26 protein-coding genes and 2 pseudogenes are annotated in these 24,958 nt (G+C 61.1%); 17 read left to right on the top strand and 11 right to left on the bottom strand.

Going from position 1 to position 24,958, the window contains the following annotated elements; translation table 11 throughout:
• Positions 1 to 108 precede the first annotated feature (108 nt).
• Complete coding sequence (locus AC4D2O_RS00620) at positions 109 to 978, bottom strand: DUF389 domain-containing protein (protein ID WP_490904540.1); 870 nt, start codon at positions 976 to 978, stop codon at positions 109 to 111.
• A gap of 329 nt (positions 979 to 1,307) precedes the next feature.
• On the opposite strand from AC4D2O_RS00620, the gene AC4D2O_RS00615 reads away from it, so the two are divergent.
• Positions 1,308 to 2,102 carry a hypothetical protein gene (locus AC4D2O_RS00615; RefSeq protein ID WP_490904538.1) on the top strand — a complete coding sequence of 265 codons (795 nt, stop codon included), beginning with the start codon at positions 1,308 to 1,310 and terminating at the stop codon, positions 2,100 to 2,102.
• A gap of 306 nt (positions 2,103 to 2,408) precedes the next feature.
• A pseudogene (locus tag AC4D2O_RS00610) lies at positions 2,409 to 2,888 on the top strand (transposase); the annotation flags it as partial.
• Here the strand turns inward: AC4D2O_RS00610 and AC4D2O_RS00605 are convergent.
• Positions 2,867 to 3,091 carry a hypothetical protein gene (locus AC4D2O_RS00605; RefSeq protein WP_490904536.1) on the bottom strand — a complete coding sequence of 75 codons (225 nt, stop codon included), beginning with the start codon at positions 3,089 to 3,091 and terminating at the stop codon, positions 2,867 to 2,869. The pseudogene AC4D2O_RS00610 and the gene AC4D2O_RS00605 overlap by 22 nt on opposite strands.
• A 255-nt stretch (positions 3,092 to 3,346) precedes the next feature.
• On the opposite strand from AC4D2O_RS00605, the gene AC4D2O_RS00600 reads away from it, so the two are divergent.
• The 5 genes from AC4D2O_RS00600 to AC4D2O_RS00580 all read left to right on the top strand — a co-directional run bounded on the left by AC4D2O_RS00600 (position 3,347) and on the right by AC4D2O_RS00580 (position 6,738).
• Positions 3,347 to 3,757, top strand: a complete 411-nt coding sequence (locus AC4D2O_RS00600; RefSeq protein WP_490904534.1) for a hypothetical protein — start codon at positions 3,347 to 3,349, stop codon at positions 3,755 to 3,757.
• A gap of 437 nt (positions 3,758 to 4,194) precedes the next feature.
• Complete coding sequence (locus tag AC4D2O_RS00595; protein ID WP_490904533.1) at positions 4,195 to 4,659, top strand: recombinase family protein; 465 nt, start codon at positions 4,195 to 4,197, stop codon at positions 4,657 to 4,659.
• A gap of 106 nt (positions 4,660 to 4,765) precedes the next feature.
• Entirely contained in the window at positions 4,766 to 5,272 is a 507-nt protein-coding gene (locus AC4D2O_RS00590; protein ID WP_490904531.1) for a TetR/AcrR family transcriptional regulator, read from the top strand.
• A complete protein-coding gene (locus AC4D2O_RS00585) occupies positions 5,269 to 5,934 on the top strand; it encodes a GAP family protein (RefSeq protein ID WP_490904529.1) in 666 nt (221 codons plus the stop codon). The genes AC4D2O_RS00590 and AC4D2O_RS00585 overlap by 4 nt, the downstream gene beginning before the upstream one ends.
• Positions 5,935 to 6,474: 540 nt before the next feature.
• Positions 6,475 to 6,738, top strand: coding sequence for a WGxxGxxG family protein (locus tag AC4D2O_RS00580; RefSeq protein ID WP_490904528.1), 264 nt, complete (start codon positions 6,475 to 6,477; stop codon positions 6,736 to 6,738).
• A gap of 248 nt (positions 6,739 to 6,986) precedes the next feature.
• On the opposite strand, the gene AC4D2O_RS00575 is transcribed toward AC4D2O_RS00580, so the two are convergent.
• The 4 genes from AC4D2O_RS00575 to AC4D2O_RS00560 all read right to left on the bottom strand — a co-directional run bounded on the left by AC4D2O_RS00575 (position 6,987) and on the right by AC4D2O_RS00560 (position 11,378).
• Positions 6,987 to 7,622: a PAS and ANTAR domain-containing protein gene (locus AC4D2O_RS00575; RefSeq protein ID WP_490904526.1), complete on the bottom strand. Its 636-nt coding sequence runs from the start codon at positions 7,620 to 7,622 to the stop codon at positions 6,987 to 6,989.
• Between the two features lie 1,417 nt (positions 7,623 to 9,039).
• Positions 9,040 to 9,996: a GAF domain-containing protein gene (locus AC4D2O_RS00570; RefSeq protein ID WP_490904524.1), complete on the bottom strand. Its 957-nt coding sequence runs from the start codon at positions 9,994 to 9,996 to the stop codon at positions 9,040 to 9,042.
• A 221-nt stretch (positions 9,997 to 10,217) separates the two neighbouring features.
• Complete coding sequence (locus tag AC4D2O_RS00565) at positions 10,218 to 10,529, bottom strand: hypothetical protein (protein ID WP_490904522.1); 312 nt, start codon at positions 10,527 to 10,529, stop codon at positions 10,218 to 10,220.
• Between the two features lie 135 nt (positions 10,530 to 10,664).
• Complete coding sequence (locus AC4D2O_RS00560; protein WP_490905159.1) at positions 10,665 to 11,378, bottom strand: TetR/AcrR family transcriptional regulator C-terminal domain-containing protein; 714 nt, start codon at positions 11,376 to 11,378, stop codon at positions 10,665 to 10,667.
• 230 nt (positions 11,379 to 11,608) lie between these two features.
• Between AC4D2O_RS00560 and AC4D2O_RS00555 the strand changes: the two genes are divergently transcribed.
• The 4 genes from AC4D2O_RS00555 to AC4D2O_RS00540 all read left to right on the top strand — a co-directional run bounded on the left by AC4D2O_RS00555 (position 11,609) and on the right by AC4D2O_RS00540 (position 16,075).
• Positions 11,609 to 11,911 carry a hypothetical protein gene (locus AC4D2O_RS00555; protein ID WP_490904520.1) on the top strand — a complete coding sequence of 101 codons (303 nt, stop codon included), beginning with the start codon at positions 11,609 to 11,611 and terminating at the stop codon, positions 11,909 to 11,911.
• 152 nt (positions 11,912 to 12,063) lie between these two features.
• Entirely contained in the window at positions 12,064 to 13,227 is a 1,164-nt protein-coding gene (locus AC4D2O_RS00550) for a fatty acid desaturase family protein (protein ID WP_490904518.1), read from the top strand.
• Positions 13,228 to 13,324: 97 nt separating this feature from the next.
• A complete protein-coding gene (locus tag AC4D2O_RS00545; RefSeq protein ID WP_490904516.1) occupies positions 13,325 to 15,061 on the top strand; it encodes an alpha/beta fold hydrolase in 1,737 nt (578 codons plus the stop codon).
• A gap of 96 nt (positions 15,062 to 15,157) precedes the next feature.
• Complete coding sequence (locus tag AC4D2O_RS00540) at positions 15,158 to 16,075, top strand: diacylglycerol/lipid kinase family protein (protein WP_490904515.1); 918 nt, start codon at positions 15,158 to 15,160, stop codon at positions 16,073 to 16,075.
• Between the two features lie 1,180 nt (positions 16,076 to 17,255).
• Here AC4D2O_RS00540 and AC4D2O_RS00535 read toward each other — a convergent pair.
• Entirely contained in the window at positions 17,256 to 17,831 is a 576-nt protein-coding gene (locus tag AC4D2O_RS00535; protein WP_490904513.1) for a GNAT family N-acetyltransferase, read from the bottom strand.
• A 577-nt stretch (positions 17,832 to 18,408) separates the two neighbouring features.
• On the opposite strand from AC4D2O_RS00535, the gene AC4D2O_RS00530 reads away from it, so the two are divergent.
• Positions 18,409 to 19,143 (top strand): ANTAR domain-containing protein, encoded by a 735-nt coding sequence (locus tag AC4D2O_RS00530; protein ID WP_490904511.1) that lies wholly within the window; start codon positions 18,409 to 18,411, stop codon positions 19,141 to 19,143.
• A gap of 178 nt (positions 19,144 to 19,321) precedes the next feature.
• On the opposite strand, the gene AC4D2O_RS00525 is transcribed toward AC4D2O_RS00530, so the two are convergent.
• On the bottom strand, positions 19,322 to 19,495 hold the full coding sequence (locus tag AC4D2O_RS00525) for a hypothetical protein (RefSeq protein ID WP_490904509.1): 174 nt from the start codon (positions 19,493 to 19,495) through the stop codon (positions 19,322 to 19,324).
• A 290-nt stretch (positions 19,496 to 19,785) separates the two neighbouring features.
• Between AC4D2O_RS00525 and AC4D2O_RS00520 the strand changes: the two genes are divergently transcribed.
• Together AC4D2O_RS00520 and AC4D2O_RS00515 are read left to right on the top strand one after the other, a co-directional pair.
• Positions 19,786 to 20,331, top strand: a complete 546-nt coding sequence (locus tag AC4D2O_RS00520) for a hypothetical protein (protein ID WP_490904507.1) — start codon at positions 19,786 to 19,788, stop codon at positions 20,329 to 20,331.
• Positions 20,331 to 20,717 (top strand): GAF domain-containing protein, encoded by a 387-nt coding sequence (locus AC4D2O_RS00515; protein ID WP_490905158.1) that lies wholly within the window; start codon positions 20,331 to 20,333, stop codon positions 20,715 to 20,717. Before AC4D2O_RS00520 ends, AC4D2O_RS00515 begins: the two co-directional genes overlap by 1 nt.
• A gap of 16 nt (positions 20,718 to 20,733) precedes the next feature.
• Here the strand turns inward: AC4D2O_RS00515 and AC4D2O_RS00510 are convergent, their stop codons facing one another.
• The 3 genes from AC4D2O_RS00510 to AC4D2O_RS00500 form a co-directional block, all read right to left on the bottom strand.
• The gene (locus AC4D2O_RS00510; protein ID WP_490904505.1) at positions 20,734 to 20,991 is read right to left on the bottom strand and encodes a hypothetical protein; all 258 of its coding nucleotides are present in this window, start codon (positions 20,989 to 20,991) and stop codon (positions 20,734 to 20,736) included.
• Complete coding sequence (locus AC4D2O_RS00505) at positions 20,988 to 21,716, bottom strand: GAF and ANTAR domain-containing protein (protein WP_490904503.1); 729 nt, start codon at positions 21,714 to 21,716, stop codon at positions 20,988 to 20,990. The genes AC4D2O_RS00510 and AC4D2O_RS00505 overlap by 4 nt, the downstream gene beginning before the upstream one ends.
• A 125-nt stretch (positions 21,717 to 21,841) precedes the next feature.
• Positions 21,842 to 22,624, bottom strand: a complete 783-nt coding sequence (locus AC4D2O_RS00500; RefSeq protein WP_490904501.1) for an ANTAR domain-containing protein — start codon at positions 22,622 to 22,624, stop codon at positions 21,842 to 21,844.
• Positions 22,625 to 22,950: 326 nt separating this feature from the next.
• Between AC4D2O_RS00500 and AC4D2O_RS00495 the strand changes: the two genes are divergently transcribed.
• The 3 genes and pseudogenes from AC4D2O_RS00495 to AC4D2O_RS00485 all read left to right on the top strand — a co-directional run.
• On the top strand, positions 22,951 to 23,718 hold the full coding sequence (locus AC4D2O_RS00495; protein ID WP_490904500.1) for a GAF domain-containing protein: 768 nt from the start codon (positions 22,951 to 22,953) through the stop codon (positions 23,716 to 23,718).
• On the top strand, positions 23,705 to 24,493 hold the full coding sequence (locus tag AC4D2O_RS00490) for an ANTAR domain-containing protein (RefSeq protein WP_490904497.1): 789 nt from the start codon (positions 23,705 to 23,707) through the stop codon (positions 24,491 to 24,493). The genes AC4D2O_RS00495 and AC4D2O_RS00490 overlap by 14 nt, the downstream gene beginning before the upstream one ends.
• Before the next feature lie 169 nt (positions 24,494 to 24,662).
• Positions 24,663 to 24,944: pseudogene (locus tag AC4D2O_RS00485) on the top strand (transposase); the annotation flags it as partial.
• Positions 24,945 to 24,958 lie beyond the last annotated feature (14 nt).

The following is a 24,958-nucleotide window of genomic DNA, read 5'->3' as shown; positions in this document are numbered from 1 at the left end:
CCAGTGCTACTCCAGTGCCCAATATGGCCTCAACATCACCCACCAGGCTCTGATCCATCCGTAGTTCATCGGAGAAACGGTCAGGCAGAACGCAACCCTGACCTTCTTCTAGGTGGTTCCTTGAACCGGTTCTTCCAAAGCGGTCGGCTCGATCCTCGCGGTGCCGTCGATGTTCTTCGCACGCGTCCTGATCATCGATGGGGACAGCGGTGATGCCGACCTGGGGTCAGTCCGACGGCCGCAGATGGACCTCGTACCCCGGAATGAATTCGAGGGCGACCTGTGACGGATCGACACCCTGATCTTCCAGCGCGGCGACAAGGTCCGCTGTGTCGGGGACAGGGGTGCGCCGGAAAGAGTCAACGTCGCAGTAGCGCCGTCGACTCGCAATTGGGTGATGGCCCAACCGTTGGTGGCCGCCCAGGGTTCGGCGGCTTGCCGGATCGAGCTCTCCAGCAGTTCCTGAGCAGTGACCTGGATCGAGGAGAGCGCCAGAGGGATGCCGATGACGACGAGCGTGACCAGAATGGTGATGATCGCGCGGTTCCGTCGACCCCATCCCGGATGGGCAGTCGAGATGGAGGGGTTGTGGGACGTGTCCTGGACTGTACGGCCGACCCGGTAGAGGGTCAGGATGACGACGCCGGTTGCGAGGATCGCGGTCACGTTGGCGGCGAAGAGAACTAGGGCGCCTACCGCCACGCCCCGGGCGTGCGATTCCAGCGTCAACCCGGCGACGCACAACGGCGGGACGAGCGAGATGGCGATCGCCACGCCGGGCACCGCGTTCGAGATGTCTTCGCTGACCAGCGCAATCGCCCCCACTACGCCGGTGGCGAGTGCTGCCAGCAGATCGGTCAGTCTCGGCGAGACCCTGGTGGCGACCTGCGCGTTCGTCTCGGCCAGCACCGGGGCAGCTACGAGGAGGCCGGCCAGGTAGCCGATCGCGACGGCGGTCACCGCGTCGGCGACGACCACCCCCCCAACTCAGCAGCAGGTTGTGGCGGTCGCCCGTCACGGTGGCCAGGACGACACCAAGGATTGGGGTCATCAGGGGCGACGATCATCGCCCCTGATCGTGGTCCATTGCTGGGCTTGGCCGCTATTTACCAATGACTTGGGGTGGCGACACCGTTGTGGGGGCGAGGTGTTGCTCGTGGTGCGTGTGATACTCAGGCGCATGGGTACATGGGGGACTGGTATTTTCGCCAGCGATGACGCCGCTGATGTTCGGGAAGAGTTTAGGACTCTGATCGGTGGGGGTGCTTCTGCGGAGGAAGCATCAGAGCGGTTATGTTGTGCCCCGGATGATCGATTTGGCGCTGCGGAAGATCGAGTCCCCCGAGGAAGATCTTGAGCGGTTCGAGGGGCCGTCTGACCGGAAAGCGCGTGTAAAGGTCCTGCAGCGATTTGGGGAGAAGTTGCGCGAGCCTGCGCCGGCACCGAAGGTGATCCGCCCGAAACGATTGTCCACCACTGATTTGTTGCTGGGCCAGCATCTGGTCGTGACCGACCCAGAGACTGGGGCGCGGATCCTCCTGCGGGTTTCAGAGTTTCACGACGATGCGGGCGGAAGGACGCCGGTGGTCCTGATCCTTGATTGGAACGGGGACGATAGCGCGTTGCCGTATGCGGATTTGATGCGGCCGATCAAGACCCGTTGGGGAAAGCAGGTGTTGGGTTCTATCGTGTTCGGGCGGAAGCCCAAGAAGGAACACCTGCAGCTCCTCGATGTCCGCATCCATCCCATGCCGTACCCGCGAATGATCGTTATCCCGGAATATCACTGGCAAGAGACCAGTGCTCGGTGGCGGCGCAGCACCTACTTCTGCCACCACTGGAACCGATTGTTTGAGCATGTCGACTGGGCCCTGGATGAGGTGCCGGCGTCGATGACCGCATATCGGGCATCAAGGACTGCGTTGAAAGATTCCTCCGCTGACTCCATAGCGGCGGGCGCCGCATCGGCTGACACTGTCAGAATTGAGCCTGACACCCAGGCGGAGGGCTCCGATCAGGTGAAGGCCGCGGTGGCCGAGAACACCGAAACCGCCCAAGGCTTCGGTCGCATCAGAGCATTGTTTCGACGGGACAGGTCCTAGGCCGGCCGAATGCCCTGCCGAATTTCTGACGAAGACCCACTGAGGTGGCAGGGCGGAGTCGCCAAGGTCCTAGGGCCCTGCAGCATCCGGGTGAGTGGTAATCCATTGCCGGGCGTCGAGATTTGCAATCCGCCGGTCGAGGGTGGGCCGTGACATGCCAAGATCACGGGCGACATGGGATGCGGGCCGGCCCTGGTCGACGAGTCGGCAGGCGTTGGCAATCTGGCTGTCAAAGAAGACGGGGCGGCGACCGCCGAGGTCCAGGGCGGCGTTCCGGCGTTCGGTGTTGGAGTTGTTGACGCGTTCGCGTATGTCTGCTTCATCATCGACGCGTACTCGCGGATGATCGTCGGGTGGCGGTGCGCCTCTCATGTGCGCACGGGCATGGTCCTCGACGCGATCGAAATGGCCCGCTGGTCACGGGGCCGTCATCACGAGGACCTGCGCTGCCACAGCGATGCGGGTAGCCAATTCACGTCGATTCGGTGCGGCGAACACCTTGCTGAGATTGGCGCGACCCCGTCGATCGGGACTGTTGGCGATTCATATGACAATGCTCTGGCCGAGACGGTGAACGGTTACTACAAGACCGAGCTCGTCCGTGGTCCAGTCCGCCCTGGTCCGTGGAAGACGGTCGAGGATCTCTAGCTAGCGACGCTCGGATGGGTCCACTGGCACAACACGCAGCGCCTTCACGGCTACCTCGGCGATGTTCCGCCTGCGGAGTTCGAGCAGGGGTTCTATGCTGGGCAAACCGACCGCTATCAGCTGGTCGAAATCACATAACGCGAGTCTCCATCAAACCCAGCGCGGTTCAAGTCGTCTGGGATGCCGAGATCGTGTTCGACACTGGCCAGAGCGAGAACGACCTGGTTGTTGTCGATGTTCTCGATCGGCCCGAAGCAATACTCGTCAATGGTTTGCTGTGATGCGAGCTTTGGGTCGAATCCTTTACCGATCAGGTCCCTGAACGTCTCCTGGACATCCACTGCATCATCGCTATCAAAATTCCGTATCCCCACACACCCATCCGCTGAGTATCACACGCCCCTCTAGCGTCACGCTAGCAACTCTCCAGCGCGTCCGTTAGCCGATCCCGCACCGCACAGACCCTGACCGTCGACGTCAATGTCCGTAAGGATGTGAACCTCACCCCGGAAATCCGGGCCTGCACGTCCCGATACGACACTGAGTGATGGCACCTGCATTTCCGAGCGCAGGATAGGCGTTGTTACTCTCTACTTATGACGGGATATTCGAATGACCTTCTCGTTCTTGCCGAGGATGCATTGAACCATGCCATCCTTTCCGTGACCGACGGCGGGGATCTCATCCCCTTTGTGATGCGGGAGACTAAGGAGGGTCGAAGTATGAGGAGATTTGTTGCTGACCGGCTCGAGGACTGCGTAGACATCGCTCGGCAAACTCTTCAGACGGAACCCGCTCCGTACCGGGCGGCGCTGGCTTTCGACGGTTATTTTACCTCCGACGACGGTGAGCGAATGGAAACACTTTTTGTTGACGCCTATGAAGCAGGTGATGCTGGGGGTTTAGTTTTAGCGCAACGGACGAGAAGGACCGGCCCATTAAAGGAAGAACGTGAACCGTTCGCAAATCTTTTTATTGCTTCCTCCCACTCGAACCCGCTCTTCTAAAACTTCACCCTCCCGGATGAACGCAAGAAACTTAGCCCCGTAGGCGAATCGAACCGTTGATACATCGAAGAAACTCCCTCAATTGGGTGTTGCTTCGACCAACAGAATCCAAGTGCCATATACGTATACCAAGGAGAGCTCCCGACTGCCGACGAGTAGTCCAATCAAAGGATCCTTTGACCAGACAAGTTGTTGAGCTCCCGAGTGGTCAGAGAGTTCTCAGCACCGGCGTGGAATTGTGAGCAGGCGTAGTGTCTCAGCAATGTGTCTCATGCTCCTCATGCTCCTCATGCTCATCAAAGCAAAAACAAGCCTTTGATGAGCATGAGGATGGGCAGAGTCGGGTATGCCAGGGTCAGTACCCTGGAGCAGAACGCTGATCTGCAGCATGCAGCGCGGCGGCAGCTGGTTGCGATCAGATCTTCACCGATCACGGTGTGAGCGGAACGACGGCTAGTCGGCCAGAGCTCGACAAGCTCCTCGATCACCTCCGCAAGGATGACGAGGTTGTGGTGTGGGAGCTGGACCGGCTAGGGCGAAACACCCGCAACCTGCTGGCCCTCATCGATGACCTCGAGCACAGGGGAGTGCACTTCCGCAGCGTCACCGAAGGCATCAGCACCACCGGACCCATGGGTAGGGCCATGCTCACCGTGATGTCCGCCTTCGCGCAGCTCGGGCGCGACCAACTCGCTGAAAGGACCAGGGCCGGCATGGCCATGGCCGCACAACACGGCCGGAAGGCCGGTCGGCGAGAAGTGACCACCGACCACGCAAAGGTCAAGCGAGCCAGGGACCTCAAAGCACAAGGTCTGGCCCCAGCGGACATCGGGAAGATCATCGGTGCCAGCCGGGCGACGGTGTACCGCTACCTCAGCCTGGCCATGAACGACGCGATCTGAGCGCTGAGGATCCTAGGTGCTGAAAAGCCGCGAGTGAACTTCCCACTGACGCGAAGCGTGATCGTGCGACCGACCAGTCGGTCTGTTTGTACGGTATACTCGACACATGAGTAATAGGGCGAAGATTCTGAGTGCAGCGCGGATGTTGACGATCGAATCTGGTGTGGTGCCGTCAATGGATGTCATTGCGCGGGCGGCGGGCGTGTCCAAGGGCGGGATGATGCACCATTTCGCGTCCCGTGCAGCCCTGGTCGAAGGCCTGGCTTTGGAGGCGATGCAGGACATGGACGTCGCTTTGGTGACGGCGGCCAGTCAGGGAGTAGTGGTGGAGACGTGGTTGCGACTGTCGACGTCCCGGGAGGATGCGGCTTTGTACCGGGCGATGTCGATCATCCTCACGGACTCTTCATCCAGCACGAGTGCGCTACTGGAGCAGGCGGTGCAGTTCACGCAGAAGTGGGAGGGGCTTTTCGCCGCCGAGACAGGTGATCGTGTGACCGCGACGGTTGTCCGTCTTTTGGGGGACGGGTTGCTGCTGAACAGTGTCGCCGACGACACTGTTCAGGACGTCGACGGGATCCTCAGCTGGCTCAATCGCAGGTTCACAACGTGATCAGTGGGCCCTTGCTGGCTGGCATCACCGGTCTTGCATTGGCGGATGCTTTGAATCCGGCGACGATCGTGGTCATCACCCTCATCCTTCTCACGGTCCGGCATCGTCCTGTCAGTTCTGCTCTGACCTTCGTTCTGGGTGCGATGAGCACTGTCTTCATCCTCGGTATGGCGATCTTTCTGGGGGCCAGCGCCGCTGCTGATGCCGTCGGGGAAGGACTGGTCTGGTTGCGCCGTGGTGTGTTCCTCGTTGCCGCGATCGCCCTCGTGATCGCCGGCACGCGCAGGTTCAAGGACCGGGAAAGGAAGGGCATAGCACTTCCGTCCTGGTTCGGTGTGTGGACGGCATTTCCCCTCGGCATCATCGTCACCGGCGCTGACCTTCCCAATGCCTTCCCGTACTTCATCGCGATCGAGCGCATGGTCGACGCGGACATCAGCATTCCAATTGGGCTTCTGGTCCTCGCCGCCTACTCCCTCGTGTACTGCCTGCCGTGCCTGATACTCCTGGTCCTCGGCATGGCGCACGGCAAGAAGGTAAGGGCCCGCCTGCAGAAGGTCCTCAATCGGTTCTCAACCGGCACGATCAGGCGCTCCCTGCCGATCGCGATGACACTCTTCTTCCTCGCCGCCGCAGTTCTCACCATCGCACTCTGGCCGTAGGTCGGTCGCCCTTCAGGGACGTGCGACGCATGGGCCTACGGCGAATCTCGCGATTCCGCTCATGTCCTCGAAGGCGAGGATAGAAAGTGGCCACAAGGGGGTCGTAGGTACCCCGAGTACGAGGACTTTTGAGACGAGTGGCGGCGAGACAGATTCCGACACAGAGGCAGGCCTGTAATTACAAGGGAGTAGTTGCGTGGTGCTCGAGCCGTTTAAGTGTCTCAGGAAGCTTAGATTTGCAAGACACTGTGAAGATCTTGGCTATGTAGGTGTGAAACGACCGCGTGCCGCAGACAGGGGGTGCGGTATGTAGTTCTCGGACACGACCCGTGAGACACGACCCACCGTTCTGAAAGCAGCTGTCCCAGATGTCTCATGGACGGTCGTCTGTATGACGTCGTTATGGTCAGCACCAGGCCGCGTAAGAACAGTCTTGGAGTGGGCGCTCGTGAGAAATTCCTCCTTAAGGCCCGGGATAGGAAGTAGGCTTACTAATTGGGCCTCCATCAGGGGATCCTGCCCGAGTCTCAAGGAGAAGCAATGATTCGCAAAAGCGCAGCTACTGCAGCCCTGTCCTTCGCCGCCCTGATGGGCGTGGCAGCTCCTGCCGCGGCCGCGGATGAAACAGCGCCTGCCACCGAGCAGACCCAAGAGGCCGACGACAACGGTGACGCCGGTCTGTGGGGCCTTCTCGGCCTTTTCGGCCTGGCCGGTCTCCTGAAGCGGAACAAGAAGGAGCACGTCGATCACGTCCGTCCCGCCGGCGCGAGTCGCGTGAATGACGTCAATGGCCCCGGACACTGATTCCGACCAGCACCAGTCAGCGCCACGGCCAGCACAGACCAGCGCGCTTAGATGCTAATTCCTCTGGCGGCGCTGCTTTCATCAGCAGTGTTGGGCAATGACAAAGGCCCGCTCCTATGAGGAGCCTTTGTCATATCCAGAGTCCTGCAAAAATCACCAGGATCACCAGTAGCGACTATCACCGCCGCGATGGTGATTCCCCGCGGGGCCAAGCACCGGCAGTGGGGTTCTACCGGGGTTCTTATGGGTTAGAGCGCTTTGAAGAGCTCTATCATCGCATCGGGTGAGGATTGGTGGGAGTGCTGGCGGGTCAGGTGCAGCGCCCGGTCGATGATCTCCTGAGAGATGACGACGACTTTGCGGTTGGTGTGCTGGCTGTAGGAGTTGATGCGTTTGAACGCTTCGGTGGCGTTGAGGCCGGCGCGGCCGATGAGGATGCCTTTGGCCTGTTCGATCACGGCCCTACTGAGTGCGGACGCGGCAACGGCTTCGTTGGCGATCTTGTGTGTGTCGACGTGGATGGAGTGGGTGAGATCCACGACCAGGGCCCATACCCCAACGGGCTGCTCGTCCTCGGTGTGGATGAGATCCGCGGAGATCAGAAGTTTGTGTGTATGCCCGTGCAGATCGCGTAGGGACGCGTAGACAGAAGATGGGCCCCCGGTGGTGGTGACTTTGGTCCAGAACGCCCGGACGGCGTCCCGGTCGGCCGGATCGATGTGGGACATGCCGAGTTCGAGGGTGGGGACGACGTCGCCGCGTTCGTAGCCGTGGATCCGGTACAGCTCATCGGACCAGTTGTAGGTGTCGTCGGCGAAGTAGTGCTCGACGGTGCCAGTCGGGCAGTCAATGAAGTGCTCGACGCTGGACACGGCCCCGGACACAGGTACAGCGGGCTCGGATCCGGATGAGGGGGAAGTCCCAGCGGTGGAGGGCATACGTAAGCCATTCGACGAAAAGGGGAACGGGCTAGCGTCTTAACCCGAACCTAGAACAGCACACTAACAGAAACCATCAAACGCTCGGATACTCAGCATCGGACACAAGGAAGCCCAGCTGGTAGACGTTGTACCCAGCTGCGCGGCAACCTCTTACATCAAACGCGCCACAGCCTGGAACGAGTGAAGAGTAACGATAGGGGGCAGGGGTCGGGCTGACTCATCGAGAAACACCGACCCCTGCCCGACAGGCGTAGCATCAGCCGGCTTCTTGACCAACTACTAAGCCTACTGATCAGTTGATCATGGGGTAGCAGGGGAAGGTCAAGATTTGAGGTGAGGCATTTTTCGTGCGTCTGACGTACAACTTCGTGCTACACGCTCACGCAAACGCCGAGCACCGCACCAATCATGATCCTGCTTCTTCCACCCTCAGCTGCTGCGACGTGCAGCGGGGGATCCTCGTGTTCGGTACTACGGAAGTCGGCCACCACTAGGCCAACAAAGCCGCTGCATACCCGCCGCGGAGAAGATTACGGAGTCCCTTAGCGCGACAGTGATGGGGGACGGGTGGAGCACGTGGTTCGCCCCTCCTTCCGTTGGAACGTTGGCATATGGTCGGTGCTGTGAGGCCAGGAACTGGTACTGAGAGTTGTTGGCCAGGAACGCGAAGGCCATGGTGGAGTGGGGAATGATGCTGAGGCGTCGTTTGTGGGCGTTGAGCATCACATGACGCATTGGTGTGGTGTCGGAGCCGAGGTCGCGGTGAGTGGGTTGCTCGACGCCGTCGATCAGGTTCACCTGCCCGCCGGTCATCGTGTACTTCATGTACACGGCGAGGTCGCCGTCGACGAAGAGCTCGAACCTGCAGGACAGGACATTGTCGCGGAAGGACTCTCTGGCCTTTTGTTGAGGCGCCCGTTCCCGTGCCGTCTGTCCCGGTAGCTTGAGTTCCTCAGTGACGGCCTCGTACTGGTTCGTTGCGCCGGTAGGGGGAAGTCCGCGTCGAGGACCTTGAACAGATGGTTCGACATGATGCGCAGTTGCCGGTTCGACGGGGATGTGAGGTCTTCCAGCGATACGGCGTCATCGAGCCAGGAGCGGGCCGTTTCTGTGCTCGCGGAGCGCCTGCGGCCAGGAGGTCGTCAGTGGGCGTGAAGTCCGCGGGATTCTGGGCGGGGTGAAGTAGATCTTTCATGAGCATTCCTGTGCTTGTCAGAACCACGGCCTGCTTCAAAACCCGGCGTCCTTCGCACAGTAACCACTTCGACATGGAAGGGAAACGAGTGGACTTACACCTGCGGCTGGGCTCCGCGGAAGGCCACCAGAGCCTTAGCGCTACAGTACGAGACACCCATGTTGTTCAACGGCCGACCCATATCTGGATTTGGGCCTGGTGTGCGAGGGCCCGGAGGGTGGTGTGGTCGTCCTCGGTGAATACGCGTGGCTTGTCATCGATGAGGCAGAGAGTGCCGATCCGCCACCCATCGACCGTGGACAGGGGGTGACCGGCATAGAAGCGCACTTTCGGACCCGCGGTGACCAGGGGATGGTTCCGCCAATCTGGGCTCGTGCTGGCGTCGGGGATGACCAAAGTTCTGTCTGTTTCGATCGTCGTCGCGCACAAGGCCAGGTGCCGTGGAAGGTCCTGACCGATAGGCCCGACGACGGACTTGATGATCTGGAAGTCTTCCGTGATGAACGCGATCGACGCGGAGCTCACTCCGAAGTGCTCCCGTGCCCGCGCGGTGATTTGATCGAAGCGATCCTCACTTCCGGCGTCGAGCAGCCCGGACTCGTACAGGGCGTGGCACCGCTGGATCTCGATATCGTCATTCCCGAAGGCGTCGACGTCATCAGCACCATAGGTACCGTCAGCACCGTCCTGCCCATCGGGCAGACCGAGAAGAGCCATCGATGATCCGGGGCGTGACGTGGTGTTGCCAAAGGCTCCAGGTGCGCGGTCCGTGCTGGTGCTCATGTCTCCGACAGGGGCGGCGACGAAGTCGTAGGCGTCAGGGGAAAGGATGAGGGCGCGTAGGTAGTCGGCGTACCCGGAGGCCGCTGCGACCTCGTCGGTGCTGTAATGGGCGCCGTCTGCCAGTGAACCGTTGAGGTCAAGCAGTTCATTGATTGCCTGCGCAACCAGGTCACGCTCCGCTGTGGGCAGCATGATCACGGCAGCAAGGTAGCCCCAGATGTCGATCTCGTCGGCTTCGCCACCGGCATCAAAGTACTCGTGGATGACATGGTCGGTGGTGAGCTTCGCCGCTCGTAGGGTCTGCAGGGCACTCCACTGCTGCACATGTCTGTCGAGCACGGCGTTTCCTTTTCTGGCTGTTTTCGTTCCCGGCATGGAAGGAGCCGGATCACGTCCGCCGTCTACCTTAGGCGCCAGGATCTGCTCCGTGAGGAAGAGTCCTAATCACGCCCGGACAGGACGGGGCGTGGACAGAGCGACGTAGGTATGACCCAAGGGCAGACGCATCATCACCGTGAGGTCGGTCAGCCCGCGCGTGTAACGCCTGGCACCTTTGGCGTTCAGCTTCGAAGGCGCTCCGGCTCGGCGCCGGGTTCGTCATCAGATGCTTGCTCAGGGGTGGCACCCAACGGATTCTGAAAGCCGCTAAGAGGATGTCTCACCGTTGACAGGGCGTCATCAAGGAGTTCGCGAACGTCGAGTTCATCGTGCAGGTTCTCCAACCGGAACTCGGTCTCGGGTGCTGCTTCAAGGTTGTGCTCGTACTCGAACTCCAGCTCGCGGTGCACCTTGCTGTTGAGTATCTCGACATCCTCAGTGGGTAAGGTTTCGAGGTCATCAGGGAAAGGCGCCTCCGGGGTCAGGCTATTCATCGGTTGATCGTCCAATCTTCGTCATGGGGGTCGTCCTTGAGTGCTGCCAGTGGTGCCACGGGTGCCGTGCTCACGGACGTTGCAGAAGGATGGCGGCAGTGATGCAACGTAGCGTTCGGAGTTGCTCGAACTCTTCTAGTTAGTAGGCGGGGGAGGGCGTAGCTGGGCGTCGAGTCCTTCGAGCAGGATGGTAATGCCTTGGTCGAGTTCGGTTTTACCGTCGTAGTTGAGCAGCAGTGCCGCCAAGTCGCGCAGGTGGGGGAAGTCCCTTTTGGGAAGTCGGTGTAGTCCCATGCGCAGTCCCACTTCGTCCTCGTCTGGGTTGACCACAACCTCTTCAAGTTCATTGAGGAGGTGCCCTAAGAGGTATCCGTAGTAGGCGCGGTAGGCATGAAGGGCCCCAGGCGGATCGAAACCAGCCGTTCGAAGGATGGTGAGAATGCCTTCGAGCGGTCGCAGCGCGCCGAGGGGGCGCAGCCCAAGGGGGGTCGACAGGGGGCGCGTGACCAGCAGCGGCACGAGGTGGGGATGCTGCAGGGTCAACTCACGGAACCGATGTGCAGCCAGACGGAGTTGGTCCTGCCAGGCATCGGTGGTCGCATCGGGTGCGGGAATCGTCCATTGATCCAGCAACAGTTCGGTCAGCCCGTCCAGAAGGGCGTCCCGGTTGGCTGCGTACCTGTAGAGAGCCATCGGATCCTTACCGAGCCTCGCACCCAGGCGTCGCATGGACAGGGCATCGAGCCCGTCCTCATCCACGAGGTCCAGGGCGGCCTGCAGGACCGCCTCCCGATTCAGGGAGCCCCGCGTGTTTCCTCGTCGTGTCGTATCCGCTGCTTGGCCCGCCACCTCGTCGGACGGGGCATCACTGGGTCGATTGTTCCGGTTTTTGGCGATCCTGAACACCACTCTCGGTTGGGCGCTTGTAAGCCTGCTTGCTATTCTTACCTCTACACCGTAGAGTCTACAGCGTAGAGAAGTCGTGGAGTACACCGCGACCTTCTGCTCACATCTCTGAAGTCGCCCGGTTCGGGCCTTCACCTGCCGAATCTCGGCTCCACATCTTTCAGGAGAAACCCTTGGCTAACAGCACCACGCACAGCAACGCCCACAGTGACCACAACGACGCCGGCAACCGGGTCGAGACCCGCCGCTCCACCGAGACGAAAGCCTCGACGAAGACCACCGAGTTCTTCGCCTACATCGCCATGGTCATCGCAACCGTCGTGACCGCGCTGGTCGTCGGAGACGGCGACGGCGAGGACGGCATCGACATGTTCAACGCCCATCAGGGCATGGAACTGATCACTTTCCTCACCATCGGCTACATGGTGGCCCGCGGCTTGGCGAAGTCCGGCAGCCGCGAGTACTACAACGTCTAGCAATCCCTGTCATCCCCGTACCGGAGCCACCCACTCCGGTACGGGGATGACGTGTACCCGGATGATCTAGCCGACCCCAAGTTCGTTCGATCAGCACCTATACCGATAGTGCACACACCTCCCGATAGTTCCCGATAGCACCAAGGACACTCATGAGCGATCTCGCCACCCCTGCCGTCCCAGTTTCAGTCCCTGCTGCTGTCCCTGCTGCTGCCCCTGTTGCTGCTTTGGGGCAGGCAGTGCCGCCGGCCTCGCGCTCTGTTCGTGTCTCCAGGCCGAACGACGTCGTCGCTTCCTACTCCGTGCTGCTGAAGCAGGTCCGCAAGGAGGGCCTGCTGACGCGTCGTCGCCGGTTCTACGTCTCGGTGTTCGCGATCCTCGTCCTCGCGATGGGTGTGGCGTGGACCGGGTTCGCGCTCCTCGGGGACACCTGGTTCCAGCTCCTCGTCGCCGCCGTGCTCGGCGTCGTGCTCACGCAGGTCGCGTTCCTCGCCCACGAGGCCTCCCACCGCCAGATCTTCAGGACCCGCGGGGCCAACGACTGGTCCGGACGCATCCTCGCCGCCGGGGTGGTCGGCATCAGCTACGCGTGGTGGATGGACAAGCACACGCGCCACCACAACGACCCCAACACCCGCGGCAAGGACCCGGACATCGAGGTGGACACCATCTCGTTCCTCGAGGAGGACGCGGCGAAGGCCAGGGGCGTCCAGGCCTGGATCACGCGCCGCCAGGGCTACCTCTTCTTCCCGCTGCTCACCATGGAGGGCATCAACCTCCATGCCCGCTCCATCAGCACACTCTTCGCCCGCCGCACCATCAAGGGTCGATGGGTCGAGCTCGCCCTGCTGGGCGCCCGCTTCGGTGCGTACCTCGGCGTCCTGTTCTGGTTCCTGCCCGTGGGCATGGCGTTCGCGTTCCTCGGCGTTCAGCTGGCCGTCTTCGGCATCTACATGGGGGCGAGCTTCGCGCCCAACCACAAGGGCATGCCCGTGGTGCCGAAGGACAGCACGCTCGACTTCTTCCAGAAGCAGGTGCTGACCTCGCGCAACATCCGCGGCGGATCCTTCGTCAACAACGCGTTCGGCGGGCTCAACTTCCAGATCGAGCACCACCTCTTCCCTGACATGCCCCGCCCGCACCTGCGCCGCGCCGCCGTGATCGTCCGCGAGCACTGCGAGCGCCTGCGCGTGCCGTACACCGAGGTGGGCGTCGCGGCGTCGTACGGCGCCGTCGTGTCCTACCTCAACCGGGTGGGCCTCGCCGCCCGCGACCCGTTCGACTGCCCGATGGTGAACCGCTACCGCCGTCCCTGAACCCCGCCCATCCCTCCAACTGACACCACGAAGCGGCATCACGAAGCGGCATCACGGACTGCCCCCACGAGCCGATAACCACGAATAGTAAGAGCCCATGAACATGACACAGAATCCCGCACCCGCACCGATTCCCGAGACGGTGGCGAGCACAACCACGATCGAGATCGAGGTTGAGGCCGATGACGCGTATGCGCGGCTCTCCTGTCGCATGCATCTGTCCCGCCGGGCAGCGGACCCCGGACAGATCCGACCGCTGTTCGTGATGGTGCACGGGATCGGGATGTCCCACCGCTACTACGACAAGCTGCAGCGCTCTCTCATCGAGCATGGCGACACCCTGATCCCGGACCTGCCCGGCTTCGGTGGCACGCCAACCCCGGAGCGCCAGATGAGCATCCAGGACTACGCGGCAGTGATCTCCCGGGCCCTCGACGGCGAGGGGGCCAGCCGATGCGTGGTGATCGGCCATTCGATGGGCGCCCAGTTCGTGACCGAGCTCGCCATCAACCGACCCGACCTCGTATCCCAGCTCGTGCTGATCGGTCCCGTCACCGACGTCGAGCACCGCTCCCCGGTAAAGCACACCCTCATGCTTGCCGCAGACACCCTGTTGGAACTGCCCGTCACGAACCTGATGGTCGGTACCGCCTACGCCGAATGCGGGATCCGCTGGTACCTGCAGGAACTGCCCGTCATGCTCGGCTATCGCCTCGATGACAGGCTGCCCCTGGTGAGCTGCCCTGTCCTGGTCATCCGGGGTGCCCGCGACATCATCTCCGGCCATGACTGGTGCGAGAAGCTCAGCTGCAACGCCCAGAACGGGCGCCTCGTGGAGATCCAGGGACAGCCCCACGCCGCTCACCGTGGTGGTGCCGAAGCTGTTAGTGCAGCAGTACTCGATGCTGTCGAGAAAGACATCATCGGGCGCACCAGCGTGCGGGTGGGCGCGGAAGCAGCTGACTCCTCAGAAGGTGAGGTATTGCCGAAGAACCTTGTGGCCGCTTCCTCTTCCCGTTCCATATCCCGTACTGAAGCGTTCGAGTCGCGTCTTCCGGTGCTTGCATTGAGGAGTATCACGGTGGGGGACCGGCAATGCCGGTCCTACTTCATCGGCCATGGCGAAGGCGTGAACCGCGTCGATTCGAAGGACGGGCAGCCGACTCCGGTGTTCGTGCTCATCCATGGGATCGGCATGTCGCACCGGTACTTCCGCCGCCTCGGCGCGGTCCTGTCCGAGTACGGTGATGTGCACCTGATCGATCTTCCCGGATATGGATGGACGGGACGACCGGAGCACGCATCGAGCAATGAGGCGACGGCCGATCTGATCGGGAAGCTCCTCGACGAGGCCGGAGCGTCGTCCTGCGTCGTCGTCGGCCACTCCATGGGAGTGCAGAGCGCCACGGAACTGGCTCTCGGACGCCCGGATCTGGTGTCGCACCTGGTCCTTATCGGTGCTGCCGTGGACGTCGATCACCGTACTGCCCGCCAGCAGGCCGTGCGATTAGGCGTGAACTCGATCCTTGAGAAGCCGCTGTTGAGCATGGTCCAGTCCTTCGACGTCCTGCGGTGCGGGCCGCGCTGGTACCTGGCACAGCTGAAACTGGCGATGAGCTACCCGCTCGAGGAGCGGTTACCCCTGGTGAAACAATCCGTGCTCGTCCTTCGCGGTTCACGCGACGTCGTCGCCGGCGCCGCATGGTCCGACAGGCTCGCCCGCACCGCACAGCATGGAGAATCAGGCACCATCCAAGGTGCACCTCACGCGGCACACCACAGCGCCGCCAGGGCGGTGGCATCCGCTATCGCCAACTTCCTCAACCGCGGGTAGCCTGCTGCGAGATTTCCCCAAGGGCGGCGCTTCATTTGCGTCAGCGCACCTGCGGATGACGCCCTACTTACCCGACGCCTCACTGAAAGAGCAATCATGGACACCAGTTCGACGTTATCGCCCCGTAAGTTCGACACGATCACGATCATCTTCAATCCGAACAGCACCGGTGACGCGCCGAAATTGGCCGCGGAGCTTCGGGATGAACTGGTGCCCGCCCTGCCGGACACCGAGATGAGGCTCACCCCGACCGAGCACGCCGGTCATGCGATCGACCTCGCCCGCCAAGCCGCATCATCGGGAAACGCCCTGGTCGTCTCGGTCAGCGGTGACGGCGGGTACAACGAGGTGGTCAACGGTGTGATGGCCAGCGGCGCGGACGACGTCGTCTGCGCCGTCCTGGCGGCCGGCAACGCGAACGACCACAGCCGCGTCACGGGTCGCAAGCCGCTCGGTGAGGCGATCGTGGAGGGGCAGGTGCGAAGGATCGACCTGCTCCGGATCAGCATTGCCGGGACGGACGCCGTGCCCGCCGCGGAGCCGGTGTACGCGCACTCGTACATCGGTTTCGGTCTGACCCCGATCATGGCGATCGATCTCGAGAAGGGCAGCAAGGGCGCCATGAAGGAGATGTTCTCCGTCGTCCGGACCTTCCGCAAGTTCAAGCCCTTCGAGATCCGGCAGAGCGACGGTAAGCGCCGGAAATTCGACAGCCTCGTGTTCGCGAACATCTCCCAGATGGCGAAGTACGCCACCCTCAGCGAGGCCGACGATCATCCCTCCGACGGGAAGTTCGAGGTCATCACCTTCCCGCACATGGCCAAATGGAAGATCCTCCTGACCGCCCTGCGCGCCTCCACGAAGGGACTCGGCGACCAGCCCAGCTACTCCCAGTACCGCTTCTCGACGCTCAAGCCACTCCCGTACCAGATCGACGGCGAAGTGAAGGACGTCGACGCGGGCACGGACATCACCGTCGACAGCATCCGCCAGGCTCTCGCAGTGCTCGGCTGAAATCTGTCCGTACAGCTCAAGGGCGAGCTCACCAAACACACGCGCTGAATCCAGCCACCGCACCATTACCAGCAGGTGATAGACACCAGCAACGCTAGTCCGACCAAGGAAGTGTCCGCCCAAAGCCTCTCACGCGTTTGGCCCAAGATGACCGAATCGTCTCGAACAACGGACCTTTCTCCGGTGGATCGACGTGGCCTACCCGCTGGTGGACGGCTTTGAGCTCCACCCGTCGGGCTCTCTCGCCCGCAGGTGGATGAGCAGCACTGCCGCTACCGGACCTACTAGCCCTCATGCGCCTGAGTCGGACCAACTCATGTTGCTCACAACCGCGGGGAAGAGGAAGCCGTGCACATTCACCGCTCGCTCAAGGTGAGCTCCTCCGTATTGGTGACGGTGGTAGGTATGTGCAGAAGGGCTGCCGGTTGCTGCTGTCCAGGTGTATGCGGGACAAGCAGCGGAGCATGGAGATTTTGTGCCGTACACAGGTGGTCAGGAGGCTCGAGCGGCATGCTCCCAGCTGGTCCGGTCGCTTTGCAAGTAATAAACGTCCAACGAGCTTGTCGGAACAGCCTGCGACGCTGCTGCCAGGCCGTCGCTTCGTCTTGTGATGCTCAGCTTTTCGACATCCCTACTCGAACCTGGAAGGGAGCCTGCCCGGGTCTGAAGCGGTGTGGTGCTGAGTCATGATCCTGGCTGCTGGTGATGGTGTTCATGTAAATGGCGGTGCACGGCGGTGGCATGGCAGTCGAGGATGTCAGTGGCTAACAGGTACTCGTACCGTTTTTGATCGGGTGATGCGGTCTCGCTCAGTGATGCTCGAAGGGCGTTGTCGAAGTTCTCGCATGGGCATTTGCAGATAGTTCGGTGGCGATCCTGCTTCGAGATCGAACCCCGAAGGGTCCTCGTTCCAAGGAGGGGGTGAGCGCAGTAGGTACGAGATACGCACGAACTCCGAGAAGGGAAACCTTCACCACCCTGCGACTTTCATCACCCATAGCCGATTCTCAGTACCACTGAGTAAATGCTCCCGTCAGGCGCACTTCCGGCAGCTCAAGGGCCCGACAGAGTCCCGAGATGGTCGTGGAAGCATGTGCCCCCGGTTAGCGCGTGACGGTGAGGGTCTGAAGTCGGCTAAGGGATGAGGAAAGCATTCGCGGGGTCCGTGGCGCTGCTGGTATCAGTGTCTGGTGACGAGTGACCGGAATTGGGGGTGGTCGTGCAAGAACTGTTGGGCTTGAGGACAGTTTGAGTGGACTGCCAGGCGGCGCCGGTGTGCGTTGAACAGTGCGCGGCGGATGAGATCAGCTACCAGTTCGGGTTGGTGGATGTCTTCGGTGACGCGGGTTTCCTGCAGGGTCAGGTGGCCTGCTCGTAACGTGTAGGAGATGATGCCGACGAGGTCGCCGTCACTGAAGAGCTCAAAGCGTGACCGCAGCGGATTGTCCCTGAACGACGTCGCCCTCCCAACGCCGATGTGCTGGGCTGCCTGGGGCTCGCGGAGCCTAAGTTCCTCAGACACGTCCTGGTAATGCGCATAGGTCCTAAAGGGTGGAGCTTTGGTGTCCAGGTCGCGGTAAAGGGTGTTGGATAGGACGCGTAGCTCACGTGTCGACATGGTCGAAAGGTCCACAGGTATCGTTCGAATGGCGTCCTGGCCGTAGCCGGGATCGTCCTGGACCGTCTTGGTGGCGCTTGGCTGGACGAGGGACCACACAGAACGGGTGCGAATAGACCCGAAGGGGTTGGCAGGCATTGAAGACACCTCACGTAACGAGTTTCCGTCAGGCATCTGTTTAGCCGTGAGAGAGTCTAAACGATTCCTAGACCTATGTGAATCTCGCTTCTTTAGCTACCTCTCGCCCACCAGGACGCTCGCCCAGCCTGGCCACCAAGCCTGGTCGGGCGGCTAGTTCGTAAGGTAGACATGTTCGATGGTTTCACCCGTGTAGTCGTGCTGTGACTGTGCGTGGAACGTTGAGATAGAGAGTTCGGGTTGAGCCCGACGATCCGAGGAGCAGCACTCGGCCAGCACTCAGGCAACATTAGAGCAGTCCTGCGGCGGTGCGGGAGGTGGACCAGGGGTGCAGGGCGATGTGGCCCTGCACCCCTGCCGCCCTTGGTGCCGGCTGCTTGACCCAAGGGCTTCTTCCAGTGAAGAGGGTTTTTGCCCCAGTGGTCACTCAATCCCTCCTGATGATTTGTTCAGCGAAGTGTGAGACGGAGTGGAAGTATGGAACGGGTTCAGTCGTTCAAGCTGAGCTGAGACTGAAACCCGGAGACTGAGACGATCCAAAGGATGGGGTGCGGAGGTTGTGACTGAGGAGTCTGGTGTGGCAAGGGGGATGCCGTCTACCCATCACGAGGGGCAGGACCGGGCCCGGGATCTAGCGACGCAACTCGCGGAACTAGCCCGCTCACTGCAGCAGGCGCCCGATTCTGATGCCGTTCTTGCCGGCTTCGTTCATGCCGCCCTGGAACTGATTCCGGGAGCGGACGAGGGCTCTGTCAGCGTTGTCCTTGGCCGGAAGAATGTAGGATCGAAGGCCCCTTCAAGTGACTTGCCTGAGCGCATTGATGCACTGCAGATGGAAACTAAGGAGGGCCCGTGCCTTCAAGCCGCATACGAGCACAGCACTGTCCGTGTTCCGGATATGAGTGTCGAGCAGCGGTGGCCGCTTTTCGCCAAACGCGCCACAGAGGCAGGCGCGCAAGGGATGCTGTCAATCCAGCTATGGGTTGAAGGCGACGACCTCGGCGCCCTGAACCTGTACTCCCGTGAAGCTCACGCGTTCACCGATGAATCGGAAAACATTGGTCTACTGGTTGCCTCCCACGCCGCGGTGGCGTTCGCAGGGGCTGAGAAGAATCGAAACCTCAAGAACGCCCTTGATTCACGAGACACTATCGGGCAGGCCAAAGGCATCCTCATGGAACGGCACAAGATCACTGGAGCTGAAGCGTTCATGGTGCTGTCGCTGGCCAGCCAACGAAGCCACACCAGAGTCGTCGACGTCGCCCACGATCTCATCACTAGTGGCGAACTCATGGTCAAACCCGCACGGTGATGAATGATCGAGCAGACAATTCTCCTGAACGATTCGGTCGTTGGCCAGATACGCCGATGCAGGCTGCTACTAGCTCGGGCGCGGACATGTCCCGGGGGAAGTGGTGAAGCGGAGACGGACAGCTGACCAGCAGCGTCGGATGACAGCGCTGGCCATATCATCGGCAGGACTGGACTTCCTAAACGTATGGGTGCGGTACTTCGAGTGTGCTGGAACCGCTGATGAGCTTGATCTCGACGCCCACCTGGAGGGACTCGTTCTTCTTCCGGATGACCAGGCCGACATCCTTGCCCACGTCGTCAATGAACTCATTGATCGGCTGCCAGCCCGTCCCCGCGCACCGTATAGCCATGAGATGGTCACTGACCGATCACACTGAGAGTACGGTGCGTACTGAACCTGATCAGCCCGTCCTTGGGTAAACCGTCCGAGTCAACAGGCCGTCTCCTGCTTCGCTGCGCGTCCCTCATGATTCGTTCTTGTTGTTTCCGGTCCGTTACCGGCGGACATAGCCCTAGCTAAACGGCGATACGGGTCCATTCGGTCATCACCACCATCATCTTCGTGACACGTCGACTTCGCGGTGCGAAGGTTAGTTGCACACACGCGGGTGCGGGCTGGGGAGTCACAAGGGGGACTGGTGTGAGTGATGCTGATGTGCAGCAGGGAATCGCTGTTGATCTGGTGCTGCAGCACAACTTGGACGTGCGCAGGCTTTATGCCGGGTATGTCGAGATGGGTGGCATGAGTACCAACGCCGAGGTGCTCCGCTACCTGTCGGGATCCTGGAGTTTGCCGCAACTGCAACGCGACCTGATCGCGCACGCCGTCAATGACCAACTCAACGATCCCTATCGGTGCGCTGGCTCCCGTAGTGCAATACGAGCTCCGTACAGCAGTGCGAGCGTCGCGCTGGCCAGTGGATACATGGTCAGTGAGCTTGACGGTGAACGCTTGGCTGAGCACCGCCCGCTACCGGTGCATCATGTGCCCTATACCAAGGACGCAGAAGTTGAACGCTTTGCCTCCCTGTCCGCGTCGGGACTGCTCGACATGCCGTTGACGCGAAACCTGGAGAGACTGCCGCGCATGGCACGGGCCTATTTCGACGTCATGGGTGCTGCGTTCACGCTCATCAGCAAGGGCGAGCTCGTCACGAAGTCGTTCATCGGCACCCTTGAGGCGTGATGCCGCGGCAGGACACCTTCTGCAACCAGACCATCCGCTTCGACCGGACCCTGGTCATCCCGGACACCCTTAAGGACCCGCGATTCAAGGACAACCCCTGCGTCACAGGCCCACCGTTCATCAGGTTCTACGCCGGACACCCTATCCAAGGGCCAGCCGACATGCGTATCGGCACCCTATGTATCATCAACGAAAATCCCCGCTGCTTCAGCACCAGCGATGAGCACAAACTCCGAACACTCGCTGCACTCGTGCAATTAGAAATCCGGGCATCGATCAATTCATCAACACCGGAGAAACCGATTGCACCATGCGCCTTGGGGGCTTCCAACGAGCAGTTCAGGGGATGTATAGGGTCACTCACTCGTCGATGCTCACTCTGCTGAAGCGGGCGGGTAGTAGTCAGAGAGGTTCGCTGTAGGGGGCGAGCGGTGGTAGCGGTACCTGGGAGATGAGTTCATTGACGGCATGTGAGACCAAATCCCTCTCCAGTGGGGGAAGGACGATCAGTCCGTGGAGGTAGGCGTCGAGCTCGAAGTCGTCCGCATCCCCACTGATTGAGAAGTAACGCATCCACACCTGTTCGAGGGTGAGACTGGCGGCGTGGATCGCGTAAAGGGTTGAGAGCCGCTGGTCCTCCGGCGACAGCTCATCAGTCACAGCGCACCACCTATGTGGATCTCGGGGTATGCAACGGTGCGGGCCTGATCGCCGATCGTGGTTCCGTTGTGGCCGGCCAGGTCGAATAGTTTCTTCATGGCGTCCTGCGTGTTCATCCCGTGGCGTTCCATGAGGATACCTCGAGCGACACCAACCGTATCTCGCAGAGCCAATGATGCTTTGAGTTCGGTGCTGATACGTTGCGGCAGGTCCGTGGCCTGCACATGCCCCAGGAGGGCAGCGGCGGAACGGGCGATATTCGTTAGTAGCTTCTGGTCATCAGTGGAGAACGCGTCGGGGCTATCGGAGTAGACCTTTATCGCTCCTAGAGCCGCCGTTTTTCTTAGCAAGGGAACGGACAGGCAGGATCGGATACCGGATTCGGCTGCTGCCGTCGTCCAGGCTTGCCACCGCTGATCAGTGTGGGTGTCGGTGATGTGAACAGGGGCCCCTGTGGACCAGGCGGTGAGGCAGGGTCCTTCTCTGAGTTCGTACTGCAGATCATCGGCCGCGAGCACTCCGTCGCTGGTTGCACCGATACTCAAGCAGCGCCCATCGATGTCAAGGAGGCTGACCCCGGCACCGTAGGCGGCACTGATGACGTCTGCGGCGACTTCCGCGAGACTGTCGACGGCGTTATGGGCGGTCTCCTCCGTCAGCAGGTAGCCTCTCGTGCGCCCGACGATGGTGTAGAGCTCTGATGAGGGTCGCGGTGGTATTGCCATGGAAATCTCCTAACAAAGCGGAAGTGAGCAGTGGCAGGGGTAGGGGAAGTGGGGTAAGCGCTGCAGAACTACAGGTGCCGCGGCAGCTTCGTATGCATTCGCGTGTTTGGTGATCGATTTTGTTCTTAGTTCATGAAGTGGGCTTTCTGCGGGTTTGGATCATAGGTACCGACGATGTGCTCAGCGACCGTGTGGAGTTTCAGGTGCCTCGTATTGGACGCGCTTCTTAGGATCGTGATGGCCTGGTCCTGTGTGCACCTGTTCTGCGCCATGACCATTCCCACTGCTAGGTTAATGACGGTCCGTGTCTGTAGCGCAGTCTGAAGGTGAATCTGCCTCTCCAGGGTGGCGGTTCGTTGGAATACGAGTTGGAAAGCCTGCGACGCTGCCCTCGCAAACACATGCGCCTCGTGTTCGTTCTCGCCAGTAAACGTCGCGCCATCGCATGCTTGAAACGATAAGGACGCATGAGCAACACCACCGATGTCGAGGGCTATAACGATGATCGCTGGCTCCTGCACCAAATGAATCAACCGGCGCCCATGATCATCATTCGTCTGATCTACAGGGTTGGCATCAGTAGCGTTCATGGTCGGACTGGTCGTTGGGCTTCTAGTCGTCAGAACAGCACCGCCCTCGATGTCCTCGAGAACTAGAACACACGTCGCTCCGGTATCCGACGCGAGGTGCTGACTTCCCAAAAGGACGACGCCGGTGCTGAACGTCGCAATGTCTTCATAGTTCAAAACAAGGTCCAGCAACTTGTCCGCAGTGCCACCAGTAGTCCGCATCGAGGCCCCGTAGTTCACGTTCCGAAGATCCGGCTGGGAAGCTGCTTGGGCTGCAGCACAAGCATGGTCGGGAAGGGGTACCATCGTGAGACTCCTCGGGGGCAGGAAGCGGGCCATGCCACCGGGGTCTAGGGTGCTGGTTCAACAGTGCGCCTTAACAGCCCACTCGTCAATCCAATAGACCCTCATCACGCGTTCCTGTAAGAAAGATCGCCACTACCTGCCATCAGGAGGGGCGATGACGCGATGAGCGGGGTCCTCCATGCCCGAACAGATCTTCTCTGCGCGGTGCGGGCCTGAGCGCGGGCAGGTGTTCTCTTTGGAGGTACGGGCTATGGTTGAGTCAAGTACCTCGTGATATTCAGGAATCGTCGGCGGATTGTTGAAGGGCTGCTAGTGCATCAGTGCCCCCGCCGTAGGGCCGCAGCCAACGATCCGAGACGATGATGACCCCACTAGCTGCACCCTCACCGGACAGCCCTTCGCCGGACGACGAGTTGTGTGCGGCATATCTGGACGAGCTTCCGGTTGATGGGGCTGCGATCTCAATTTTTGTAGGAACGGGTAACGAGACCCGCATCACGGCAACCGATGACACTGCTGTTGCCCTTGACGAAGCGCAGTTCACCGTCGGGGAGGGACCCCGCTGGGACGCGGTCCGCACCAGACTCCCCGTGACCCTGCCCGATACGGATCTAGCTCACCTGATGTGGCCGGCACTGGAAACAAGTCTTGCCGATACCGGGGCAGCAGCACTCGTTGCTTTACCGCTCACGGTGGGAGCGGTCGACGTAGGCGTCATCGAGTTGTACCGTTACCGGCCAGGGTCGCTCAGCGCATCCCAGCTTGCCCACGCTCAGATGTTGGCGGCCAAGACGTCCTGGGCCCTCCTGCACCTGATCCTCGACCAGCAACGTCATTCTGGATCGGGGCCCTCGTCTGAGGGCGAGCCACTGGAACGCCGCGAGATACATCAGGCGACCGGCATGGTCCTCGTCCAGGCTGATGTGTCCGCCGCCGACGCTCTGTTACTTCTGCGCGCTCACGCGTTCGCCAACGGAATACCGCTCAAGGACGCAGCACAAGCCGTCGTCAGCAGGCGCACCGCTTTCACTCCGGACACGAACACAGGCTTTGACACACCGTCGACCCCGCCTGACGATGATGATCCTGACCCGGTATCCGATCATGCCGGTCATGAGGAAGACTGATGAACGTACTTCATCATCCCCGCCGCCAGGGCGCCGATACGAAGCAACCCAGAAGGGCGGCATCATGGTGACCCGGTCACGACCCGAACAAGTCAGCGCAGCGTTCGTCAAGCTTGCCGACACGCTCGTTGCCGACTACGACGTCCTTGACCTGCTACACACCCTGGTCGAGGAGTGCGTGAAACTCCTCCAGGTAGATCAGGTCGGCCTGCTACTGGCTAGCCCCACCGGTGACCTGCAGGTCGTAGCGTCAACCAGCGAACAAGCCGAACTCGTCGAGATCCTGCAACTACAGGCCGGTGAAGGCCCCTGCATCGAGAGCTACCACTCCGGAATCGTTACGACTATCCCTGACCTCACAACCCTAAACCGGTGGCCGGCCTTCCGTCAGGCAGCCCTTCAACAGGGTTTCGTATCCGTACATGTCGTCCCGCTGCGCATTCACGACCGGATCATCGGTGCTATGGGATTGTTCGGTTCCACGGCCGGGAATCTGGTTCAGGAGGACGCCATGATCGCCCAAGCCCTCGCATCCGTAGCGACCATCAGTCTCCTGCAAGACCGCACGATCCGCGAATCTCAGATCGTCAACGAGCAACTGCAGCGCGCATTGAACAGCAGGATTTTGATTGAGCAGGCCAAAGGCGTCATCGCCCAAACCTCTACCGTCGGAATGGACGAAGCCTTCCGCAGACTGCGACTCTACGCACGATCCAACCATCACACCCTCGACGACGCTGCGCGGCAGATCATCAACAGAACGATCGTTCTGTAGGCTTGCCGCCACTCCTACCACACCCACTTCTGGTGGTTTGCTCGAGGCTAGGATGCTCAGCGGGTCACGGGTACCGCTGCCTGGGGCTGGGAAAGAATGGTGTGTGGAGTCCGGCCTGATCCGAGAGGAGACGGCCGTAAACGACTTCATGACCAAAGCAGCAGAGGCGATGATCGATCCTGTGGCGGGAGAAATCATCGATCAGAAGGAGATCGCCGAACGGCTGCTCGCCCAGGCTAGGGAGCAGGATGTGAGCCTGGTCAGGCCCGGCAGGTTGTTGAACCAGCTCACGAAGAACGTCCTCGAGGCTGCGCCAGAGGTGGAGCCGACCGAGCACCTCGGGCATGAGCACGGGCAGACGCCGATCGCGGAAAACACGCGCAACGGCACCCGAGTGAAGATCGTGCTGACCGAGACGGGTCCGGTCGAGATTGGAGTGCCACGAGACAGGGCTCGGCGAGAACG

The organism is Arthrobacter sp. TJ-238, from assembly GCF_058269215.1.
Note: the sequence above shows the minus strand (reverse complement) of the source record. Positions and strands in the feature narration are given on the sequence as shown.